17 protein-coding genes, 1 tRNA gene and 1 riboswitch are annotated in these 18,305 nt (G+C 67.7%); of the genes, 9 read left to right on the top strand and 9 right to left on the bottom strand.

Annotated elements, in window-relative coordinates:
- Nucleotides 1-98 precede the first annotated feature (98 nt).
- Complete coding sequence (locus tag AC3WRN_RS01160) at nt 99-1,916, bottom strand: SLC13 family permease (protein WP_068098601.1); 1,818 nt, start codon at nt 1,914-1,916, stop codon at nt 99-101.
- A 318-nt stretch (nt 1,917-2,234) separates the two neighbouring features.
- On the opposite strand from AC3WRN_RS01160, the gene AC3WRN_RS01155 reads away from it, so the two are divergent.
- A complete protein-coding gene (locus tag AC3WRN_RS01155) occupies nt 2,235-2,582 on the top strand; it encodes an endonuclease domain-containing protein (RefSeq protein ID WP_492621541.1) in 348 nt (115 codons plus the stop codon).
- 138 nt (nt 2,583-2,720) lie between these two features.
- Here AC3WRN_RS01155 and trmB read toward each other — a convergent pair whose 3' ends face one another.
- The 4 genes from trmB to AC3WRN_RS01135 all read right to left on the bottom strand — a co-directional run bounded on the left by trmB (nt 2,721) and on the right by AC3WRN_RS01135 (nt 6,929).
- Complete coding sequence (gene trmB, locus AC3WRN_RS01150) at nt 2,721-3,425, bottom strand: tRNA (guanosine(46)-N7)-methyltransferase TrmB (RefSeq protein WP_492621540.1); 705 nt, start codon at nt 3,423-3,425, stop codon at nt 2,721-2,723.
- A gap of 53 nt (nt 3,426-3,478) precedes the next feature.
- Nucleotides 3,479-4,279 carry a thiazole synthase gene (locus AC3WRN_RS01145; RefSeq protein WP_068090139.1) on the bottom strand — a complete coding sequence of 267 codons (801 nt, stop codon included), beginning with the start codon at nt 4,277-4,279 and terminating at the stop codon, nt 3,479-3,481.
- 33 nt (nt 4,280-4,312) lie between these two features.
- Nucleotides 4,313-4,513, bottom strand: coding sequence for a sulfur carrier protein ThiS (gene thiS, locus AC3WRN_RS01140; RefSeq protein ID WP_068090271.1), 201 nt, complete (start codon nt 4,511-4,513; stop codon nt 4,313-4,315).
- 136 nt (nt 4,514-4,649) lie between these two features.
- On the bottom strand, nt 4,650-6,929 hold the full coding sequence (locus tag AC3WRN_RS01135; protein WP_492621539.1) for a DUF6600 domain-containing protein: 2,280 nt from the start codon (nt 6,927-6,929) through the stop codon (nt 4,650-4,652).
- Nucleotides 6,930-7,136: 207 nt separating this feature from the next.
- Between AC3WRN_RS01135 and AC3WRN_RS01130 the strand changes: the two genes are divergently transcribed.
- The 8 genes from AC3WRN_RS01130 to AC3WRN_RS01095 all read left to right on the top strand — a co-directional run bounded on the left by AC3WRN_RS01130 (nt 7,137) and on the right by AC3WRN_RS01095 (nt 13,679).
- Nucleotides 7,137-7,210 (top strand) — tRNA-Gly (locus AC3WRN_RS01130).
- A gap of 32 nt (nt 7,211-7,242) precedes the next feature.
- Entirely contained in the window at nt 7,243-7,698 is a 456-nt protein-coding gene (locus AC3WRN_RS01125) for an ATP-dependent zinc protease family protein (RefSeq protein WP_068090143.1), read from the top strand.
- Nucleotides 7,695-8,618 (top strand): 30S ribosomal protein S6--L-glutamate ligase, encoded by a 924-nt coding sequence (gene rimK, locus AC3WRN_RS01120; protein WP_492621538.1) that lies wholly within the window; start codon nt 7,695-7,697, stop codon nt 8,616-8,618. Before AC3WRN_RS01125 ends, rimK begins: the two co-directional genes overlap by 4 nt.
- 106 nt (nt 8,619-8,724) lie before the next feature.
- Nucleotides 8,725-9,210, top strand: coding sequence for a hypothetical protein (locus tag AC3WRN_RS01115; protein WP_492621537.1), 486 nt, complete (start codon nt 8,725-8,727; stop codon nt 9,208-9,210).
- 62 nt (nt 9,211-9,272) lie between these two features.
- Nucleotides 9,273-9,674, top strand: coding sequence for a BlaI/MecI/CopY family transcriptional regulator (locus AC3WRN_RS01110; protein WP_492621536.1), 402 nt, complete (start codon nt 9,273-9,275; stop codon nt 9,672-9,674).
- Nucleotides 9,674-11,344 (top strand): TonB family protein, encoded by a 1,671-nt coding sequence (locus AC3WRN_RS01105; protein ID WP_492621535.1) that lies wholly within the window; start codon nt 9,674-9,676, stop codon nt 11,342-11,344. The genes AC3WRN_RS01110 and AC3WRN_RS01105 overlap by 1 nt, the downstream gene beginning before the upstream one ends.
- Before the next feature lie 381 nt (nt 11,345-11,725).
- The gene (locus AC3WRN_RS01100) at nt 11,726-12,412 is read left to right on the top strand and encodes a response regulator transcription factor (RefSeq protein WP_492621534.1); all 687 of its coding nucleotides are present in this window, start codon (nt 11,726-11,728) and stop codon (nt 12,410-12,412) included.
- Complete coding sequence (locus AC3WRN_RS01095) at nt 12,396-13,679, top strand: sensor histidine kinase (RefSeq protein WP_068090155.1); 1,284 nt, start codon at nt 12,396-12,398, stop codon at nt 13,677-13,679. Before AC3WRN_RS01100 ends, AC3WRN_RS01095 begins: the two co-directional genes overlap by 17 nt.
- 275 nt (nt 13,680-13,954) lie before the next feature.
- Here AC3WRN_RS01095 and AC3WRN_RS01090 read toward each other — a convergent pair whose 3' ends face one another.
- From AC3WRN_RS01090 to ahcY, 4 genes are all read right to left on the bottom strand, one after another.
- Entirely contained in the window at nt 13,955-14,872 is a 918-nt protein-coding gene (locus AC3WRN_RS01090; protein ID WP_068090157.1) for a branched-chain amino acid transaminase, read from the bottom strand.
- Nucleotides 14,873-14,925: 53 nt separating this feature from the next.
- Nucleotides 14,926-15,504, bottom strand: coding sequence for a DUF4124 domain-containing protein (locus AC3WRN_RS01085; protein WP_492621533.1), 579 nt, complete (start codon nt 15,502-15,504; stop codon nt 14,926-14,928).
- A gap of 25 nt (nt 15,505-15,529) precedes the next feature.
- Nucleotides 15,530-16,354 (bottom strand): methylenetetrahydrofolate reductase [NAD(P)H], encoded by an 825-nt coding sequence (gene metF / locus AC3WRN_RS01080; RefSeq protein WP_068090162.1) that lies wholly within the window; start codon nt 16,352-16,354, stop codon nt 15,530-15,532.
- 257 nt (nt 16,355-16,611) lie between these two features.
- Nucleotides 16,612-18,048: an adenosylhomocysteinase gene (gene ahcY, locus AC3WRN_RS01075; protein ID WP_492621532.1), complete on the bottom strand. Its 1,437-nt coding sequence runs from the start codon at nt 18,046-18,048 to the stop codon at nt 16,612-16,614.
- 80 nt (nt 18,049-18,128) lie between these two features.
- Nucleotides 18,129-18,222: riboswitch (S-adenosyl-L-homocysteine riboswitch) on the bottom strand.
- Between the last annotated feature and the right edge of the window lie 83 nt (nt 18,223-18,305).

Below are 18,305 nucleotides of genomic sequence, written 5' to 3'. Positions count from 1 at the left end.
ATTTCCCCTGTTTGCGGAAGGCGACGCATCATGCGGCGCGCGGTCTGGCGGCGAAAATACCAGCGATGCGGGCCGCTGTCGCTTGCCCGGCGCGTATTTCAGCGGAACAGCAGGTTGATCGCGAGCAGGGTGACGACGAGGACCAGGAAGGTCAGCGGCAGGCCCACGCGCAGGAAATCCTTGCCCTTGTAGCCGCCGGGGCCGGTGACCATCATCAGCGCGGGATGGCCGGAGCTGAGCAGGAAGGTGTTGGAGGAGGACACCGCCACGATCAGCGCGTAGGCCGAGGGGTTGCCGCCGGTGGCGACGGCCACGCTGATCGCGATCGGCACCATCATCACGGTGGCGCCGACGTTGGACATCACCTGCGAGAACAGCAGGGTTAGCACGGCCAGGCACAGCTGCAGCAGCCACGGCGACGCGCTGCCCAGATGCTCCAGCACCACCTGGGCGATCCACGCGGCGGTGCCGGTGGCGTCCATCGACCAGCCCAGCGGGATCAGGCAGGCGGTGACGAAGATCGTCTTCCAGTTGATCGCCTTGTACGCCTCGTCCATGTTCAGCACGCCGGTGAGCAGCATGCCGATCGCGCCGGTCATCATCGCCACCGACAGGTCGAGGTTGGTGAACAGCGCCAGGCACTTCGCCAGCACGAAGAAGCCCACCGCCTGCCAGATCTTGCCGGGGCGCTGCTGCTCCTTGGGGATGTCGGTGACGACGACCAGGTCGCGGTCTTCCGCGGCCAGCGACAGGTCGCGCCAGTTGCTGTGCAGCACCACGGTGTCGCCGGCGCGCAGGCTGACCGAGCGCACGTCGTCGCGCAGTACCTGGTCGCCGCGGTTCACCGCCAGCACCGAGATGCCGAAGCGCTTGCGCAGGCGCAGCTCGCCCACGGTGTGCCTGATGAAGCGCGATACCGGCGGAATCACCACTTCGGAAATGCCGGCGCGGGTCGGGTTGAACAACTCGCCGAGCTGGCGCATGCGGGTGGACAGCCGGCACAGCTGGTTGTTGGCGAACTGGTTCAGCTGCTCGCGCGGGCCGAGCACGCCGAGCACCGAGCCGACCCAGATCACAAGGTCGGCCGGCGGCGCCATGCGCGCCTCGTTGCCGCTCTTGATCGCCAGGATCAGCGGGGCGCCGTGCAGTTGCTCCACCTCGCCGATGCTCATGCCGACCAGCGGGCTTTCCGCGGTGACGGTGAGCTCGGCGGTTTCGCCAACGATGCCGTAGGTCTCGGCGAAGTAGCTCTCGGTGCGCCCGGGCGTCACCTTCAGCCGCTCGTCCTCGTGCCCGGGCAGCAGCCTGTGGCCGAAGAAGTAGAAATAACCCACGCCCAGCAGCGCCAGCGCCAGGCCGATCGGGGTGACGCTGAACAGGCCGAACTTCGGGATGGTGTGCGCGCCCGGCGGCAGGTTCACGTTGGCGCTGGCGATCAGGTCGTTCAGCACGATCAGCGGCGAATTCGCGATCAGCGTGGTGTTGGTGGCGGTGAGGATGCAGAACGCCATCGGCAGCAGCAGCCGCGACAACGGCACGCCGGTGCGCGCCGCCAGCCGGCTGCTGACCGGGATCATCAGCGCCGCCAGCGCCTGGCTGGGGATCACCGCGCTGAACAGGCTGGCAACCAGGTTGATCACCATGCCGAGGCGCGATTCCACGCCACGCGCCATGCGCATCACGAAGTTCGCGGTGAGGCTGAGCACGCCGGCGCGGTCGAGCCCCTCGCCCATGATCATGATCGCGATGATCGCGATCACCGCGTTGCCGGCGAAGCCGTTGAAAACGCGGTCGGACGGGATCAACCCGGTCAGCCCGATCACCACCACCACCAGCAGCGCCACCATGTCGGCGCGGATCCACTCCAGTACCAGCATCAGCATGGTGAAGCCCACCAGCCCGAGTACCAGGACCATTTCGGGGGTGAGCGAGAGTGCCACTAGCCGACGTCCCGGAAGGGCAGCGGGCTACGGCGGATACGGCGGGGCAGTGGAAGCTTCACGCTGCTGTCGATTCGTCCCTGGGCGGATGGCCGTGAGTATAAGCGGGGTGGTGCGCCAGCTGGTGAACCCAAGGCCAAGAGCGAACCCCTCCCCGACCCTCCCCTGCCTTGCAGGGGAGGGAGCACAACACAGTGGCGTGAGAGTACTGATTTTTGCTCCTCCCCCTGCTTGCAGGGGGAGGTTGGGAGGGGGTTAGGCTTTTCCGCATTCAATCCCAGCGAAGGACTCGCCATGCAGCGCATATGGATCAATGCCCGCCGCCTGCGCAACGACAGCACCGATGCCGAGCGTCGCCTGTGGTACTTCCTGCGCCGACAGCAGCTGGGCGGGCACAAGTTCCGCCGCCAGTATCCGCTGGCTGGCTACGTCGCGGACTTCGTCTGCGTGTCGGCGAGGCTGGTGGTCGAGCTGGATGGCGGGCAGCATCTCGATGCGCTGGCGTACGACCAGCGACGCACCGCGGCCTTGCAGCGCGAAGGTTATCGCGTGCTGCGCTTCTGGAACGACGACGTGCTGCTGCGCACGGAGGATGTGGTGGCGGAGATTTTTCGGGTGCTGGAGGAAAGGTCAAAAGCTTGACCCCACCCCAACCCTCCCCTACTGCGTAGGGGAGGGAGAACAGCTGGCATCGCTTCCTCCCCAGCTTGCAGGGAGAACAGCTGGCATTGCTCCCTCCCCTGCGCAGTAGGGGAGGGCCGGGGTGGGGTCGCTCTTCGCTCAAACCTTCCGGTACAACAAATCCCACACCCCATGCCCCAGCTTCAGTCCGCGCCGCTCGAAGTGGGTTTCGATGCGCCATTCCGGCTTTTCGGCGTACTGGCCCGGGCCGGTGGCGTTGCGCCAGCCCGGGGCGGCTTCCATCACCTCGAGCATGTGCTCGGCGTAGGGCTGCCAGTCGGTGGCCAGGTGCAGCAGGCCGCCGGGGGCCATGCGCGAGGCGAGCAGGGCGACGAAGGCCGGCTGGATGATGCGGCGCTTGTTGTGGCGCTTCTTGTGCCATGGGTCGGGGAACCAGATGCGCGCCTCGGCCAGGCTGTCGGCGGCGATCTCGTGTTCCAGCACCTCGACCGCGTCGTGCTTGTACAGCCGCACGTTGGCGGCGCCGCGCGCGGCCAGCGCATTCATCAGCCGGCCCACGCCGGGGCCGTGCACCTCGACGCCGATGAAGTCGCGCGACAGGTCGTGCTCGCTGGCCCAGGCCAGCGCCTCGCCGTTGCCGAAACCGATCTCCAGCACCAGCGGTGCCCGCCGGCCGAAACTGGCGGCGAAATCGTGCGCCGCGCCGCGGTAGTCGATACCGTAGCGCGACCACAGCGTGTCGAACGCGCGTTGTTGCGCCGGCGTCATGCGCCCCTCGCGCAGCACGAAACTGCGGATGCGGCGCAGGTGTTCGGGAGCCTCGTGGCGGGGCGTGTCGGTCATGCGGGGTCCGGGGAGGGCGGCTTCCAGCACCTCCCGTGCAGAGGAGCCTGGGCTCAGCCGATGGTGCCGTCGATCGGGCTGGAGGCGGAGGCGTAGCGCTTGCGCGGGATGCGCCCGGCCCTGAACGCGGCGCGGCCGGCCTGGATCGCCAGCTTCATCGCATGCGCCATCAGCACCGGGTCGCGCGCGCCGGCGATCGCGGTGTTCATCAGCACGCCGTCGCAGCCCAGCTCCATCGCGATCGCCGCGTCGGAGGCGGTGCCCACGCCGGCGTCGACGATGATCGGCACCTTCGCGTTCTCGATGATCTCCAGCAGGTTGTAGCGGTTCTGGATGCCCAGGCCCGAACCGATCGGCGCGGCCAGCGGCATCACCGCGACGCAGCCGATCTGCTCCAGCCGCTTGGCGAGGATCGGGTCGTCGCTGGTGTAGACCATCACCTCGAAACCGTCGGCGACCAGTTCCTCGGCGGCCTTCAGCGTCTCCACCACGTCGGGGAACAGCGTCTTCTGGTCGCCGAGCACTTCCAGCTTCACCAGCCGGTGGCCGTCCAGCAGCTCGCGCGCCAGCTTGCACGTGCGCACCGCATCGGCCGCGTTGTAGCAGCCGGCGGTGTTCGGCAGCAGGGTGAATTCGCCCGGCGGCAACGCATCGATCAGGCTGGGCGCGGAGGGGTCCTGGCCGATGTTCACGCGGCGGATCGCCACCGTGACGATTTCCGCGCCGGCAGCCAGCGAGGCGGCGCGCGTCTCGTCGAAGTCCCGGTATTTGCCGGTGCCGGTGAGCAGGCGCGAGCCGTAGCTTTTCCCGGCGATGATCAGCGGGTCGGTCGGAGCGGTGGTCTTGAGGTTCATGCGGGACTCTGGGGTGCGCAAAACGGGGCGGATTCAGCCGCCGCCGATGGCGTGGACGATTTCCAGCCGGTCGCCGTCGGCCAGCAACTGGCTGTCATGCCGGCTGCGCGGCACGATTTCCTGGTTCAGTTCCACGGCCACGCGGCGACCGGCGTAGCCGGCCTGTTCCAGCAGCCGGGCGACGCTGGTGGCGGAGTCGCAGTCGCGCGGCTGGCCATTGAGGATGATCTGCATGCGGACATTGTAGCGGCTGGCGTCGCGCTTTACCGGCGGCGGCCTCGAAAGCCGCGCCCGATGCCGCATCCCGGCCGCCACCGGGACGACGGCCATCGCGGGCGGGACTCCTGCGCCCCGCACGAGCGGGACGATGTCAGTTCTGCTGCCGGTCCTCGCTCTCGCGTGGCGCGGATTTGCGCGGCGGTTGCCGCGGCTCACCGCGTGGCGGCTGCGGCGCTTCCTGGACGCGTGGCGGCGGGTCGAAGCGCGGCGGTGGGGGCTGGTAGGACGGCGGCGGCCGCGGCGGCTGCATCATTTCGCGCGGTGGCGCGGCCGCAGCCGGCAGTGCTTCCTCGCGGACATAGCCGCGGGGCGTCGGCTCCTGGCGTTGGAAGCGCGGCGCCGGTTCGGAGCGCTGGAAGCGGGGCTCCTCGGCAGCGCGCGCACGCATGGGGTCGCGTTGCATCGTGCGGTCTGCCGGCGGCTCGTAGCGAGGGGTGCGTTCGGTGGTCGCCGGCACCATCTCCCGGTCGGCCAGGGGCGCGCGCCGGATCTGCGGCATCGGCGGCAGCGCGGGGCCGCCGGTGGTCGCCGGGCCGGCCCGGTCCGCAGGGGCGATGTAGCTGACGCCCGGCCGCGGATGATCGGCGATATCACCGCCACGCGGGTGGGCGAAGCGCGCAGAGCGCAGTTCGGCACCCTCGCGCGGCGCGGGCGGGTTGTCCTGCGCCGCGGCCGGACTGATCCGGTTGACCTCGGGGAGCGTCGCGGCGGGAGCCGTCGGCTGCCGGAACCCGTTGCCGTCGCTTCCCGCGAACTCCGGGCGCGACGCGGCCGGGCGCGACGCGCGATCGGCATTGCCGTGCGCGTTCAGCATGCGCACGTTCGGGCGGAAGGCGTCGTCATGCTCCCCGTCGGCCACCTGGGCGGCCCGGCCGCGGGCGACAGCTTCCGGCGTCATGCCGGGCGGGGCATGGCGCGCCACCACCTCCCGCTCGAAGCCGCCGGCCGGCAGGTCGCGCACGTGCGCGCTGCGCGGCGGCATCGCGCTGCCGGCGACCACCGGGGGCGGCCGGTGGGCGCCGCGCACCAGCACCGGGGCATCGGCCAGCTTGCGCGGGTCGACACGGATCCGGTCGCGCTGTACGCGGCTGCCGTCGGCGAAGGCATTGCCCGGCATGGCGGTGAAGCCGCGCGGCGCCATGCGGTTGGCGTAGCCGGCCTCGCGGAACGGGCGGCCCGCGCGGTAGTAGTTGTACTGGTTGTCGATGTTGTTGATGACCGTGGTGCGGTTGATGGTGTTGTGCACGTAGATGTTGGTGACGTTGACCCGCGTGTAGTAGTTGCGGTCGCAGTGGTACCACGGGTTGTAGACCTCGCCCGGGCCGAGCGGGAACCAGCCCACCGGCGCGCTGCCGATGCCGATCGACCAGCTGCCGCCGCCGACGAACGCAACCAGCGCCGGCGCGTAGATCGGGCGCACGCTGACCGGGCCGGGGATCCAGCCCCAGCCGCCACGCACGTAGGCCCAGCGCCCGTAGTGGTAGGGTGCGAAGCCCCACGGCGCGTCGTCCACCCAGGTCCAGCCCCACGGCGCGATCCAGGCCCAATGGCCGGTGCGGTACGGCGCCCAGTCGGGGTCGACATGGCTCGGGAACCACACCGCGCCGTATTCGCCGGTGTCCCGCCAGCTGCCGTACTGGTCGAGATCCTGGTAGCCCACCACGTCTTCCGATACGTAGCGGCGGCTTTCCGACCGCACGTAGCGCCGGTCGCGCCCGTTGACCCAGTCGTCGAACGTATCGCCGTCGTCGATGTCGGTGATCGTCACCGTCGCCAGGCTGGCGTCGGTGAAGCGGTAGCTGCGGCCGGGGTTGATCGTGCGCTGCGCGTTGTTCTCGCCGAACACGGTGGCGTCGCCGTCGAATGCGGTGACCCGGGTGCCGCCGTTGCGGTCGTCGATGTCGACGCGGAAGGTGCCGGGCCGGTCGACCACCAGCGCCACCGTCGGCGTGTCGATCTCGTAGCTCTGGCCGTTGCCCAGCCGGCGCACGGTGAGGCTGAGCGTGCCGCGGGTCAGTTCGAGCTGGGCCAGCTTGTCATTGAGGTCGAGCAGGCCGACGTCCGTCCGGTCGTCCATGCGCAGCGTGCCGCCGCCGAATTCCAGTTCCGCGCGCGCGTTCCGTGCGGTGGACAGCTTGTCGCCGGTGGTCAGCGGACGGTTGAGGTTGGCGTCGCTCCAGCCCTTCGCGCCGGCCGGCAGGAACCCGAGGTCGCCGGCGATGTACGACAGCCGCGCCACCCGGCTCGGCGGATCGATGCCGTCCGGGCGGGATTGCGCCTGGACCAGTCCCGCCGCCGCGCACAGCAGCACGATCGCCAGCGCTCGCCAGTGACGGCGCCACGGGGCGGACAACTCGGCAAACCTGGGCATGGATGCTCTCCTCGCGAGCGAAGGCGGGTGCGGCACGGGGTTCCGTCCGACACACCCGCCTCAACGTGCATTGGAGTACAGGTGATGACCGCGTGGGAGATCCCCTCCCGCCGCCGTTCAGCACGCGTTGGCCCGGCAGGCGCCGGCAAGGAGGGGCGCGCGCGCTTTCCAACCGTGCGAATCCCGGGTTACCATCCGCCGGCCAAGGCGGGTGTAGCTCAATGGTAGAGCTGTAGCTTCCCAAGCTACTGACGAGGGTTCGATTCCCTTCACCCGCTCCACTCCCCGATCCCCGAACGACTCCCGAACCCACATGGCGGATCTGATCACACTCGGCTGGCGGGAGCGGCTGGCGTTGCCGCAGCTGGGCATCGGCGTGCTCAAGGCGAAGCTCGATACCGGGGCGCGCAGCAGTTCGCTGCATGTGGACACCCTGGAAACCTTCCTGCGCGACGGCGCGACCTGGCTGTGCTTCACCATCCATGCCGGTCGCCGCCAACCGCTGGAGATCCGCTGCGAGGCGCCGGCGCTGGATCGCCGCGCGGTGACCGACACCGGCGGGCGGCGCACCGAGCGCTGGTTCATCCGCAGCGAAGTGCAACTGGCCGGGCAGCGGTTCGACGTCGACATCAACCTGACCGATCGCCGGCATATGCTGTTTCCGATGCTGCTGGGCCGCAGCGCGCTGAGCGGGCGTTTTGCGGTGGACCCGGCGCGTTCCTACACCCAGTCACGGCCGCCCCGGGTGGCCACGGATCTTTCTGCATGAAGATTGCGATCCTGTCGCGCAATACCCGCCTCTATTCGACCAAGCGGCTGGTCGAGGCCGCCCGCGTGCGCGGCCATGTGGTGCGCGTGCTCGATCCGCTGCGCTGCTACGTGCGCATCGCGCCGGGCGCGTCATCGATCCGCTACAAGGGCCGGGAGGTGCGCGACATCGATGCGGTGATCCCGCGCATCGGCACGACCAGCACGTTCTACGGCACTGCCGTGCTGCGCCAGCTGGAGATGATGGGCGTGTACACGCCGAACCCGTCCGATGCGGTGCTGCGTGCGCGCGACAAGCTGCGATGCCTGCAGATCCTGGCGGCGCAGGGCATCGACATGCCGGTGACCGTGTTCGGCGACAACCCGGACGATGCCGACGACGTGCTCGCCCTGCTCGGCGATCCGCCGCACGTGATCAAGCTCAACGAGGGCAGCCAGGGCACCGGCGTGGTGCTGGCCGAGAAGCATGCCGCGTCGCAGAGCGTGATCGAGGCGTTCCGCGGCCTGTACGCGAATTTCCTGGTGCAGGAGTTCATCGCCGAGGCGCAGGGCAGTGACCTGCGCTGCTTCGTGGTCGGCAAGAAGGTGGTGGCGGCGATGCAGCGCGACTCCAGCCCCGGCGATTTCCGCGCGAACCTGCACCGCGGCGGCAGCGCGACCGCCGCCACGCTGAGCGCGGAGGAAAAACGCATCGCGGTGCGCGCGGCCGGCGCGCTCGGGCTGGGTATCGCCGGCGTCGACCTGCTGCGCTCCAGGCGGGGTCCGCTGCTGCTGGAAGTGAACGCCTCGCCCGGTCTGGAAGGCATCGAGGCCGCCACTGGCGTCGATGTGGCCGGTGCCATCGTGGATCTGCTACAGGCGACCACCACCGGTCCGCGCCCCGAGGGGCGTTTGCGCAGGGGTGATCTACGAAAGATTTAGTACGTCAATCTTCGTTGACAACGTTTCCGTGGCCGACCTAAGATCGAGGCCAGTCAGATCGTGCGTCAGGCACCCGCCGTGGGGCGGCGCGATCGGGGGAGCGGAGATGAAATCGAAGGCATGGCTGGTCGGCGTGATCATGGGCGTGGCTCTGCTGCAGGCGGGGATGGTTCACGCTGCCAAGATGGAAGTCATCGTGAAGGCGGAAAACAAGGCCGACTTTGCTGCCGTGGTTATCGCCGTACAAAAGCAGATGAACCCAGGTGGCCGTTACGGTTACATCGACAAGAAGGAGCATGAGGACGTCAATACCGGTTTGGCTTACATGCAATCGTTGTTCGACAAGTACAACAGCGTGGATCAGATGGATCAGAACACCAAGGTCGACCTGTTCAACCATCAGGAAGCCGTCAACGCGATTCTGACCCGCCGCGACAACAATCGCCTGGTATGCGAAAACACCGCCCCCGTCGGATCGCACATTGCCCGCACGACGTGTCGAACCTACGGCGCGATCGAGCAGGATCGTCGCAATACCCAGCAGGCACTGGATGGCATGAAACGCGTACAAACTCCCAAGGGCGGCAACTGAGCGAGTCTGGATGTTTGAGGCAAGCCAGTAGCCAGCCGATTTCCGGAACCGATGGCCAGACCATGATGAAGAGATCGCCAACCGAAGCGCCACGGCCTACCGAAGCGGAGCTGGAAATATTGCACGTCCTGTGGGCGGGTGGCGCATGCACGGTTCGCGAAGTGCATGATGTGCTCTACCCCAGTGTCGGCACAGGCTACACTACGACATTGAAGCTTTTGCAGGTGATGCACGCCAAGGGGCTGGTGGCTCGCGACGATTCGCAGCGTGCACATGTCTATCGCGCGACGTACAGCAAGGAACGCACCCAGAAGCGGTTCCTGCTCGATCTCGTACAGCGGGTATTCGACGGCTCCTCCTCGCAGCTGGTATTGCACGCACTTGGCAGCCAGCATGCCAGCCGCGAGGAACTGCGTCAGATCCGCAGCCTGCTAGACAAACTCGACAAGGACGACGCGTCGTGATGGACATGTTGCCGGTAGTGCTTGCCGGTGTGCGCGTGATTGGCTGGGCTCTGCTGCATTTCGTCTGGCAGGGTGCGTTGCTGGGGCTGCTGTATGCGCTGGTGCGCAAGGTAATGCCAAGAGGCGGGGTACGTTACCGTTTCGGCATGGCAATTCTGGCGGCACTTGCCCTGTGCCCGCTGCTGACCATCTGGCGGCTGTTGGAAGCGGCGTCGCCGATCGCGCAGGCGGTCGTCGACATGGTGCCGGCTGCATCGAGCGGCCTCGGCGCTGTAGCGGATGCGGCTCCCCGGGCTTGGGATGCCAGCCTGGGTACCTTGCTGCCATGGTTGGTGCTGGCATGGTCGCTCGGTGTGCTGCTGCGGTCACTGCGGGCGTGGCTACAATGGCATGGGCTGAAAGCACTGGCCCGGGCGGCCGAGCCGATGCCGGAATGGCAGCATCGTATCGCCGCGATAAGCGCACGTTTCGGCCTGCATCGACACGTCGCCGTGCTGTGCAGCAAGGTCATTGCTACACCGGCCGTGGTTGGCTGGATCCGGCCGGTGATTCTGTTGCCGATGGCCGTGGCGTGCAATTTTCCAGCAGCGCAGGTCGAATTGATCCTTGCCCATGAGCTGGCGCATCTGCGGCGCCGGGATCCTCTGGTAAACCTGTTCCAGATCGTTCTCGAGACGCTGTATTTCTACCATCCGGTCGTGCACTGGGTGTCGCGCGACGTACGCAATGAACGCGAGATCTGCTGCGACGAGCTGGCGCTGGCAGTCAATGGTGGCAGCAGGCGTGAGTTCGTGGCGGCGCTGGCGGAGCTGGGCGAATTGCGCGAGCGGCACGCCTCGCTGCTACTGGCGGCCAACGGTGGCGTCCTGCTGGATCGCGTGCAGCACATGATCGTGCCGGTGGTGAGCGAGGGAGTGCATGCACGCACGCCGGCCCGTTTCGCCGCGGTACTGCTGGGGGTTTTGCTACTGATGCTGACACTGCAGATCAAGTGGCAGCAGAGCCATGTGCAGCAGGACCTAAAGGGTGCAATCCTGCGATTGCAGTCGGTCTGGGTGCCGCGGTGGCCGCCGTTGGCGCGACATGTCGCTGCGGATCTGGCGTTGAAGCATGCCGAGGCGCTGCGGCCTGTCGAGCGCGCGGTCGGGGTGCTGAATGAAGCGGGTCCGGGTGACGTATTACCTGTTTCGCAGACTGCATCGACCTTGCTACACGTGACACCGCTGCAGGTTGACGATCTAGTGTCGATGCTGCATGACGAGCCGGTCGCGCCCATTGTTGCACCTGGAGTTTCGGCCGAGCCATCTCCAGGTCCGGCACCGGTGCCGGTGCACATCAACCAGCCGGTCTATCCCCACGCGGCGCTCTTGCGTGGTGTCGAGGGACGGGTAACGATCGAGTTCGGATTGTCTGCCGATGGCGGCGTACTGGAGCCACGGGTGGTCAGCGCCGAACCGGCAGGCGTATTCGATAAGGCCGCGGTTGAAGCCATTCGCACATGGAGGTACGTTGTGCCCGAGGTTGGTGCAGGCTTGCGGAGATATCGCCAAACCGTGGCATTCAAGCTGGCTGCGGGAGATGCGACTTCCGGGCGGCAGGCAAATGGCGATGTCGACGCAAAAGCGGGTTGCCGCATTTCAACCGGAACGCATATCTGTCGTGGATCGTGACAGGATGGTTGACGCAAACCGGACCCCGGCAGGATGGTCGGTGCCATCCAGGATGCCGGTTCTGCAGGTGCAACGGCAAGTTTGCGATGCCGCGACGCGTTTAACGGCCAGGTGAGAACGGGTTAACTGCACTGTAACCATCCACCCCCTATAAAGCTTGCACTGTTTTTTGCTCGGCACGTGATCTGGTCGCGGCAGACGATGGTATCGGGGCAGTAGTTCGGGCCCAGGCGTGGCGACGGCGAGTCGCGCGTCTGGGCTTTTTTCTTGCCTGCGCGTCACCCGTTCAGTTTCGCGGCGCGCCGGGTGCGCCACGTTCACGCAAGCTTGTTAAGCTTGCTACTCCAGCGGGTCCGTTCGCCGGCTGTGCAGGAGCGACACATGCGTGTTCTGGTGATCGAAGACAACAGCGATATCGCAACCAACATCGGCGACTATCTGGAAGATCGTGGCCATGTGGTGGATTTCGCGGGCGATGGCGTGACCGGCCTGCACCTGGCGGTGGTGCACGACTTCGACGTGCTCGTGCTCGATCTCACCCTGCCCGGGATGGACGGCCTGGAGGTCGCCCGCAAGCTGCGCCACGAGGCGCACAAGCAGACGCCGATCCTGATGCTTACCGCGCGCGATGCGCTGGAGCAGAAGCTGACCGGCTTCGAGTCCGGCGCCGACGACTACATGACCAAGCCGTTCGCGCTGCAGGAACTGGCCGCGCGGCTGGAAGTGCTGGCACGTCGCGGCAAGGGGCCGCAGAGCCGCGTGCTGAAGGTGGCCGACCTCACCTTCAACCTCGACACGCTCACGGTGAACCGCGAGGGCAAGTCGATCCAGTTGAACCCGATCGGCCTGAAGCTGCTGCAGGCGCTGATGGAAGCGAGCCCGTCGGTGGTCACCCGGCAGGATCTGGAGCAGCGCGTGTGGGGCGAAGAGCTGCCGGACAGCGACTCCCTGCGCGTGCACATCCATGGCCTGCGCGCGGCGATCGACAAACCGTTCGACAAGCCGTTGATCCACACGCGGCACGGCATTGGCTATCGGATGGTCGAGCCGGATGCAGTCCAGGCGTAAGCTGCGGTTCCGCCTCATCGTCTCGTTCGCGCTGTTCGGCTTCGGCCTCAGCGCGCTGTTCGCCGTGGCCGCGCTGTACGTTCGCGCCAAGGTGGAGGAGCAACTGGTGGCCTCGGCGCTGCAGCAGGATGCCGACAGCTACGTGCAGCAGATGCACGAGTCGCCGGGGCAGCCGTTCTATTCCAAGCTGATGACCGGCTGGGGCTGGAGCGACCGCACCCTCTACAAGGCGCCGCTGGCATGGCAGCCGTTGCCCAGCGGCGTGCACGACATCTACGAGACCGACACGGACGGCCGCCAGCGGCACTACAAGCTGGCGGTAAGCCGCAAGTACGGCCTGATCGCCTTCGTCAAGTACGACGTCAGCCGCGACGACCTCGGCAAGCGGCAGCTGCTGATCAGCGTGATCGGCGCGGTGTTCCTGTTCGGCCTGCTGTCGCTGGTGCTGGGCCTGTGGCTGTCGCGCAAGGTGCTCAAGCCGGTCAGCGAACTGGCCAACCGCCTGCGCGATTTCCGCAAGGCCGGCAAGGCCGAGCCGCTGGCGCCGCATTTCGCCGACGACGAGGTGGGCGAGCTGGCGCACGCGCTGGACGAGTACTCGGCGCGGCTCACCGCGATGGTCGAGCGCGACCGCGAGTTCAATTCCGACGTGAGCCACGAGCTGCGCACGCCGCTGGCGGTGATCGCCTCCACCACCGAACTTCTGCAGGGTTCGCCCGACCTCACCGAGAAGCTGAGCGAGCGACTCAAGCGCATCGAGCGTGCCTCGCGCCAGGCCACCGAGCTGATCGAGGCGCTGCTGCTGCTGTCGCGCGCCGAGCGGCGCGGCCCCACCCGCGGCGAGACCACCGAGGTGGGCAAGGTTGCCGCCGACGTGATCGAGAGCCAGCGCCCGCAGATGCGCGGCAAGCCGCTGACCATCGACCTTGCCGTCAACGAACCGGTCAACGTCAACGCGCCGGCCTCGGTGTTGTCGGTAGCGCTGACCAACCTGGTCGGCAACGCGATCAAGTACACGCTCGAAGGCAGCGTGCGGGTGGTCGTGGAGAACGGCTCCATCGAGGTGATCGACACCGGCCCCGGGATCAAGCCCGAGGATGCCGAACGCCTGTTCCAGCGCGGCGTGCGCGGCGAAGGTGCCGGCGGCAGCGGCGCCGGCCTCGGCCTGGCGATCGTGCGCCGGCTGTGCGAGCTCTACGGCTGGGACGTCTCGATGCGCCCGCGCAGCGACGCGAACGGCGCGATCGCGAGCATCAGGTTCGCCTGACGCCTTTGGTTCCTCCCCCTGCTTGCTCCAAAGGGACTTCCTGCGGTCGCAGGGAGGAGGTTAGCGACCGCAGGGAGTCCTTCAGGTGAGGGGTCGTTTGGGCTTGCGGAGGAGATCAAGAGCTAACCCCACCCCAACCCTCCCCTGCGCAGCAGGGGAGGGAGCAAAGCAGAGAGGAAACGAAAACGCCCCGCATCGCGGGGCGTTTTTGGTGGGCGATCAGGTCGAGGCCCTCTCGTTTCCCGCTGCTCGCACTTGACCCGCTTCCCCAGCCCTCACACCTGCTCCAGCCAGCCCCACTTGTCGTGGGTGCGGCCGTCGAACAGGCCGAAGAACAGCTCCTGCAGGCGCAGGGTGACGCGGCCAGCCTTGCCGGCCCCGATCTGCTTGCCGTCGACCGAGCGGATCGGGGTGATCTCGGCGGCGGTGCCGCACATCAGCACTTCCTCGGCGAGGTACAGGTATTCGCGCGGGATGTCGCGCTCGACCACCTCGATGCCGTCCTCGCGGGCCAGCGTCATCAGCGTGTTGCGGGTGATGCCGGTGAGCAGCGAGGCGCTGGCCGGCGGGGTGTGCAGCACGCCGTCGAAGACCAGGAACAGGTTCTCGCCGGCGCCTTCGCTGAGCAGGCCGGTGGAAGCCAGCGCGATGCCTTCGCCGAAGCCCAGGCGGCGCGCCTCGCGCGCGATCAGCTGGCCCGAGAGGTAGTTGCCGCCGGCCTTGGCGCCGGCCGGGATGGTGTTCGGCGCGAAGCGCTGCCAGCTCGACACGCAGGCATCGATGCCGTTCTGCAGCGCCTCGGCGCCGAGGTACGGGCCCATCGGCCACGCGGCCACCGCCATGTCGATCGGCGTTTCGGCGGAGAGGCCGAAACCGCCCAGGCCGCGCCAGGCGACCGGGCGCAGGTAGGCGGCGCCGAGGCCGTTCCGGCGGATCACCTCGCGGCAGGCCGCGGCCAGCTCGTCGGCGGTGTACGGCAGCGCCATGTCATAGATCCTGGCCGACTGATACAGCCGGTTCAGGTGGTCGGTGAGGCGGAAGATCGCTGCGCCATCGGGCGTGGCGTAGCTGCGGATGCCCTCGAACACCGACGAGCCGTAGTGCAGCGCATGCGACATCACGTGGGTGGTCGCCTCGGCCCAGGGCTTGATGCTGCCGTTCTGCCAGATCCATTCGGGGTATTGCTGCGCCATGTCGGTTCTCCAAAGGTGACCGCCCATGATAACTGCTGGGCGTCGGGCCGGCGTCAATCCGCGTTGCGCAGCCACAGGCAGCCGGCCTGGCGCACGATGTCGAAGCGCAGTTCGCGCGGGCCGCCGCTGCCGTCGTTGCCGGCGGTGTGCAGCAGCAGCCGGTCGTCGGCCGGCGGCGGCGCGCGCGGGTTGTCGGCGGTGAGCGGGGTGTCGGTACTGGCGGCTGCGGCCGGCACGGCGCCATCAGGAATGTCCACGTCCAGCAGCGGCTGCTTCATCAACCCGGCCAGCGAGTGGATGTCCGCGATCGCCGTGCCGCGGCCATAGCCGTTCCACAGCATCAGGCCAGCCAGGCGGTTCGCATCGCGGCTGGCGAACGCGTCGATCACGCTCTGGCGCAGTTCGTGGCGGCTGGCCGCGCACAGGATCGGCGGCGGTGCGGCGGCCGGCGCTGCGGCGTTGCCGGGTCTGGCGGCGGGGGCGACCGGAGTGGCCTGCAGCGCCGCGCAGGGCTGGTCGGTGAACACCGCGCCGCCGTTCGCGCCGATGCAACGATGGATCGGCGCCTGCGCCGCGGCAGGCGCGGCGCAGGCCAGCAGGATCAGGCGGAGCAGGGTGGCCAACCGGTGCATCGCGCCAGCATACCGGCCTCGCGGATCATGAAAGTTGCTGCAGTACCGCTTGCGTGGCGCGGGCCCGGTTCAGCGTGTAGAAGTGCAGCCCCGGCGCGCCGCCGTCGAGCAGGCGCCGGCACAGCTGCGCCACCACCTCGGCGCCGAGCGCGCGTACCGATTCGGCGTCGTCGCCGTGGGCCTGCATGCGCTTGGCGATCCAGCGCGGGATCTCGGCGCCGCACAGGTCGGAGAAGCGCTTCAGCTGGCTGTAGTTCGCGATCGGCATGATCCCCGGCACGATCGGCACGCTGACGCCGAGCCGGTGCACGTCGTCCACGAAGCGGAAATACGCGTCGGGGTTGAAGAAGTACTGGGTGATCGCGCCGTTTGCGCCGGCATCGATCTTCGCCTTGAAATGCTGCAGGTCGCGCAGCGCGTCGTCGGCCTGCGGATGGGTTTCCGGATACGCCGCCACCTCGATGTGGAAGTGGTTGCCGCAGTGCTCGCGGATGAAGCCCACCAGTTCGGCGGCATAACGGAAGTCGCCCGCACTGGCCATGCCCGAGGGCATGTCGCCGCGCAGCGCCACGAGGCGCCGGTAGCCCGCGGCGCGATAGCTGTCCAGCAGCGCGCCGATCTCGGCCCGGGTGCCGCCCATGCACGACAGGTGCGGCGCCACCTCCAGGCCGTGCTCGTGATACAGCCGCGCCACCGTATCGCCGGTGTAGCTGAGCGTGGAGCCGCCGGCGCCGAAGGTGACCGAGGCGTATTCCGGCTGGTGCGCCTTCAGCACCTGCGCCGCCCGGTCCAGCTGTGTGCGCTGTTCTTCGGTCTTGGGCGGGAAGAATTCGAAGCTGATCGAAGGCATCGCACGGGTTCCTGGTCGCGGTACCGGCGAGTATATATCTTTGTGTCGCGATGGAGCGATAGATGGCGGAATCAAGAATCGAAGCCGGGAATGGTTGAGAGCGAAGAGCGACCCCACCCCGACCCTCCCCTGCGTGCAGGGGAGGGAGCAAGCATCGTGTGCCGGGCGCATAAAAAAACGGGGCGCATCGCTGCGCCCCGTCATGCGGGGGAACCGGGCCCTGATTCCCGATTCCCATTCCCGATTCCCGGCAACAATCAGTAGCGGTAATGCTCCGGCTTGTACGGGCCTTCCACCGGCACGCCAAGGTAGGCGGCCTGCTCGGCGGTAAGCGTGGTGAGCTTCACGCCGATCTTCTCCAGGTGCAGGCGGGCGACTTCCTCGTCGAGCTTCTTCGGCAGGATGTACACCTTGGCCGTGTAGCTGTCCTTGTGCGCCCACAGGTCGATCTGCGCCAGGGTCTGGTTCGAGAAGCTGTTGCTCATCACGAAGCTGGGGTGGCCGGTGGCGCAACCGAGGTTGACCAGGCGGCCTTCGGCGAGCAGGAAGATCGCGTTGCCGTTGGCGAACGTGTACTTGTCGACCTGCGGCTTGATGTTGAGGCGGGTGGCGCCGGAGGCGTTCAGCGCGTCGACCTGGATCTCGTTGTCGAAGTGGCCGATGTTGCAGACGATCGCCTGGTCCTTCATGCCCTGCATGTGGGCCAGCGTCAGCACGTCCTTGTTGCCGGTGGTGGTGACGTAGATGTCGCCGCGGCCCAGGGTGGATTCGACCGTGTTGACCTCGAAGCCTTCCATCGCCGCCTGCAGCGCGTTGATCGGGTCGATCTCGGTGACCACCACGCGCGCGCCGTAGGCACGCAGCGAGTGCGCGCAGCCCTTGCCGACGTCGCCGTAGCCGCAGACCACGGCCACCTTGCCGGCCAGCATCACGTCCATCGCGCGCTTCAGGCCGTCGGCCAGCGACTCGCGGCAGCCGTACAGGTTGTCGAACTTGCTCTTGGTGACCGAGTCGTTGACGTTGATCGCCGGCACCAGCAGCGACTTCGCCTCGGCCAGCTGGTACAGCCGGTGCACGCCGGTGGTGGTCTCCTCGGAGACGCCCCTCCAGTCCTTGACCACGGTGTGCCAGTAGCCGGGACGCTCGGCGTGCACGCGCTTGAGCAGGTTCTTGATCACCTGCTCCTCGTGCGAGGAGGCCTTCTCGTCGACCCAGTTCGAGCCGTTCTCCAGCTCGTAGCCCTTGTGGATCAGCAGGGTGACGTCGCCGCCGTCGTCCACCACCAGCTGCGGGCCGAGGAAGCCGCCCTTGCCGTCGGGGAAGGAGAGCGCGTCCAGCGTGCAGTCCCAGTATTCCTCCAGCGTCTCGCCCTTCCAGGCGAACACCGGCGTGCCGCTGGCGGCGATCGCGGCGGCAGCGTGGTCCTGGGTCGAGAAGATGTTGCACGAGGCCCAGCGCACGTCGGCGCCGATGTCCTTCAGCGTCTCGATCAGCACCGCGGTCTGGATCGTCATGTGCAGCGAGCCGGTCACGCGCACGCCCTTCAGCGGCTGCTGCGGCGCGTACTTGCGGCGGATCGACATCAGGCCCGGCATCTCGTGCTCGGCGATGTCCAGTTCCTTGCGGCCGAAATCGGCCAGCGAGAGGTCGCGGATCTTGTAGTCGTGGGTGTTTTCTTTGAGTGCGGCGTTCATCGGGGATCTCCGGTTAGCGCAAGGCTCTCGTGAAGAGTCCGGCCAAGGAAGGCCGGTCTATCGCGAAGGGACTCGCGTAAAGCAACCGGGCGCCGTTGTGGAACGTGCCGCGCCGAGCCTGGCCGGCTCCCGTGAAGCTCGTGCACGGGAACGGTCGCAGCGCCCCTCGACGGGCAGTACAAGCTCCCTATTCTAGCGGCAGAAGCGGGCAGATGCTTCTACCGGGCCAATTCGTTTAGGCTGGCCGTTCACCCAGT

The organism is Rhodanobacter sp. FW101-FHT13A11 (assembly GCF_058790335.1).
The sequence above is the reverse complement of the archived record's forward strand: the minus strand, read 5'-3'. Positions and strand labels throughout refer to the sequence as shown.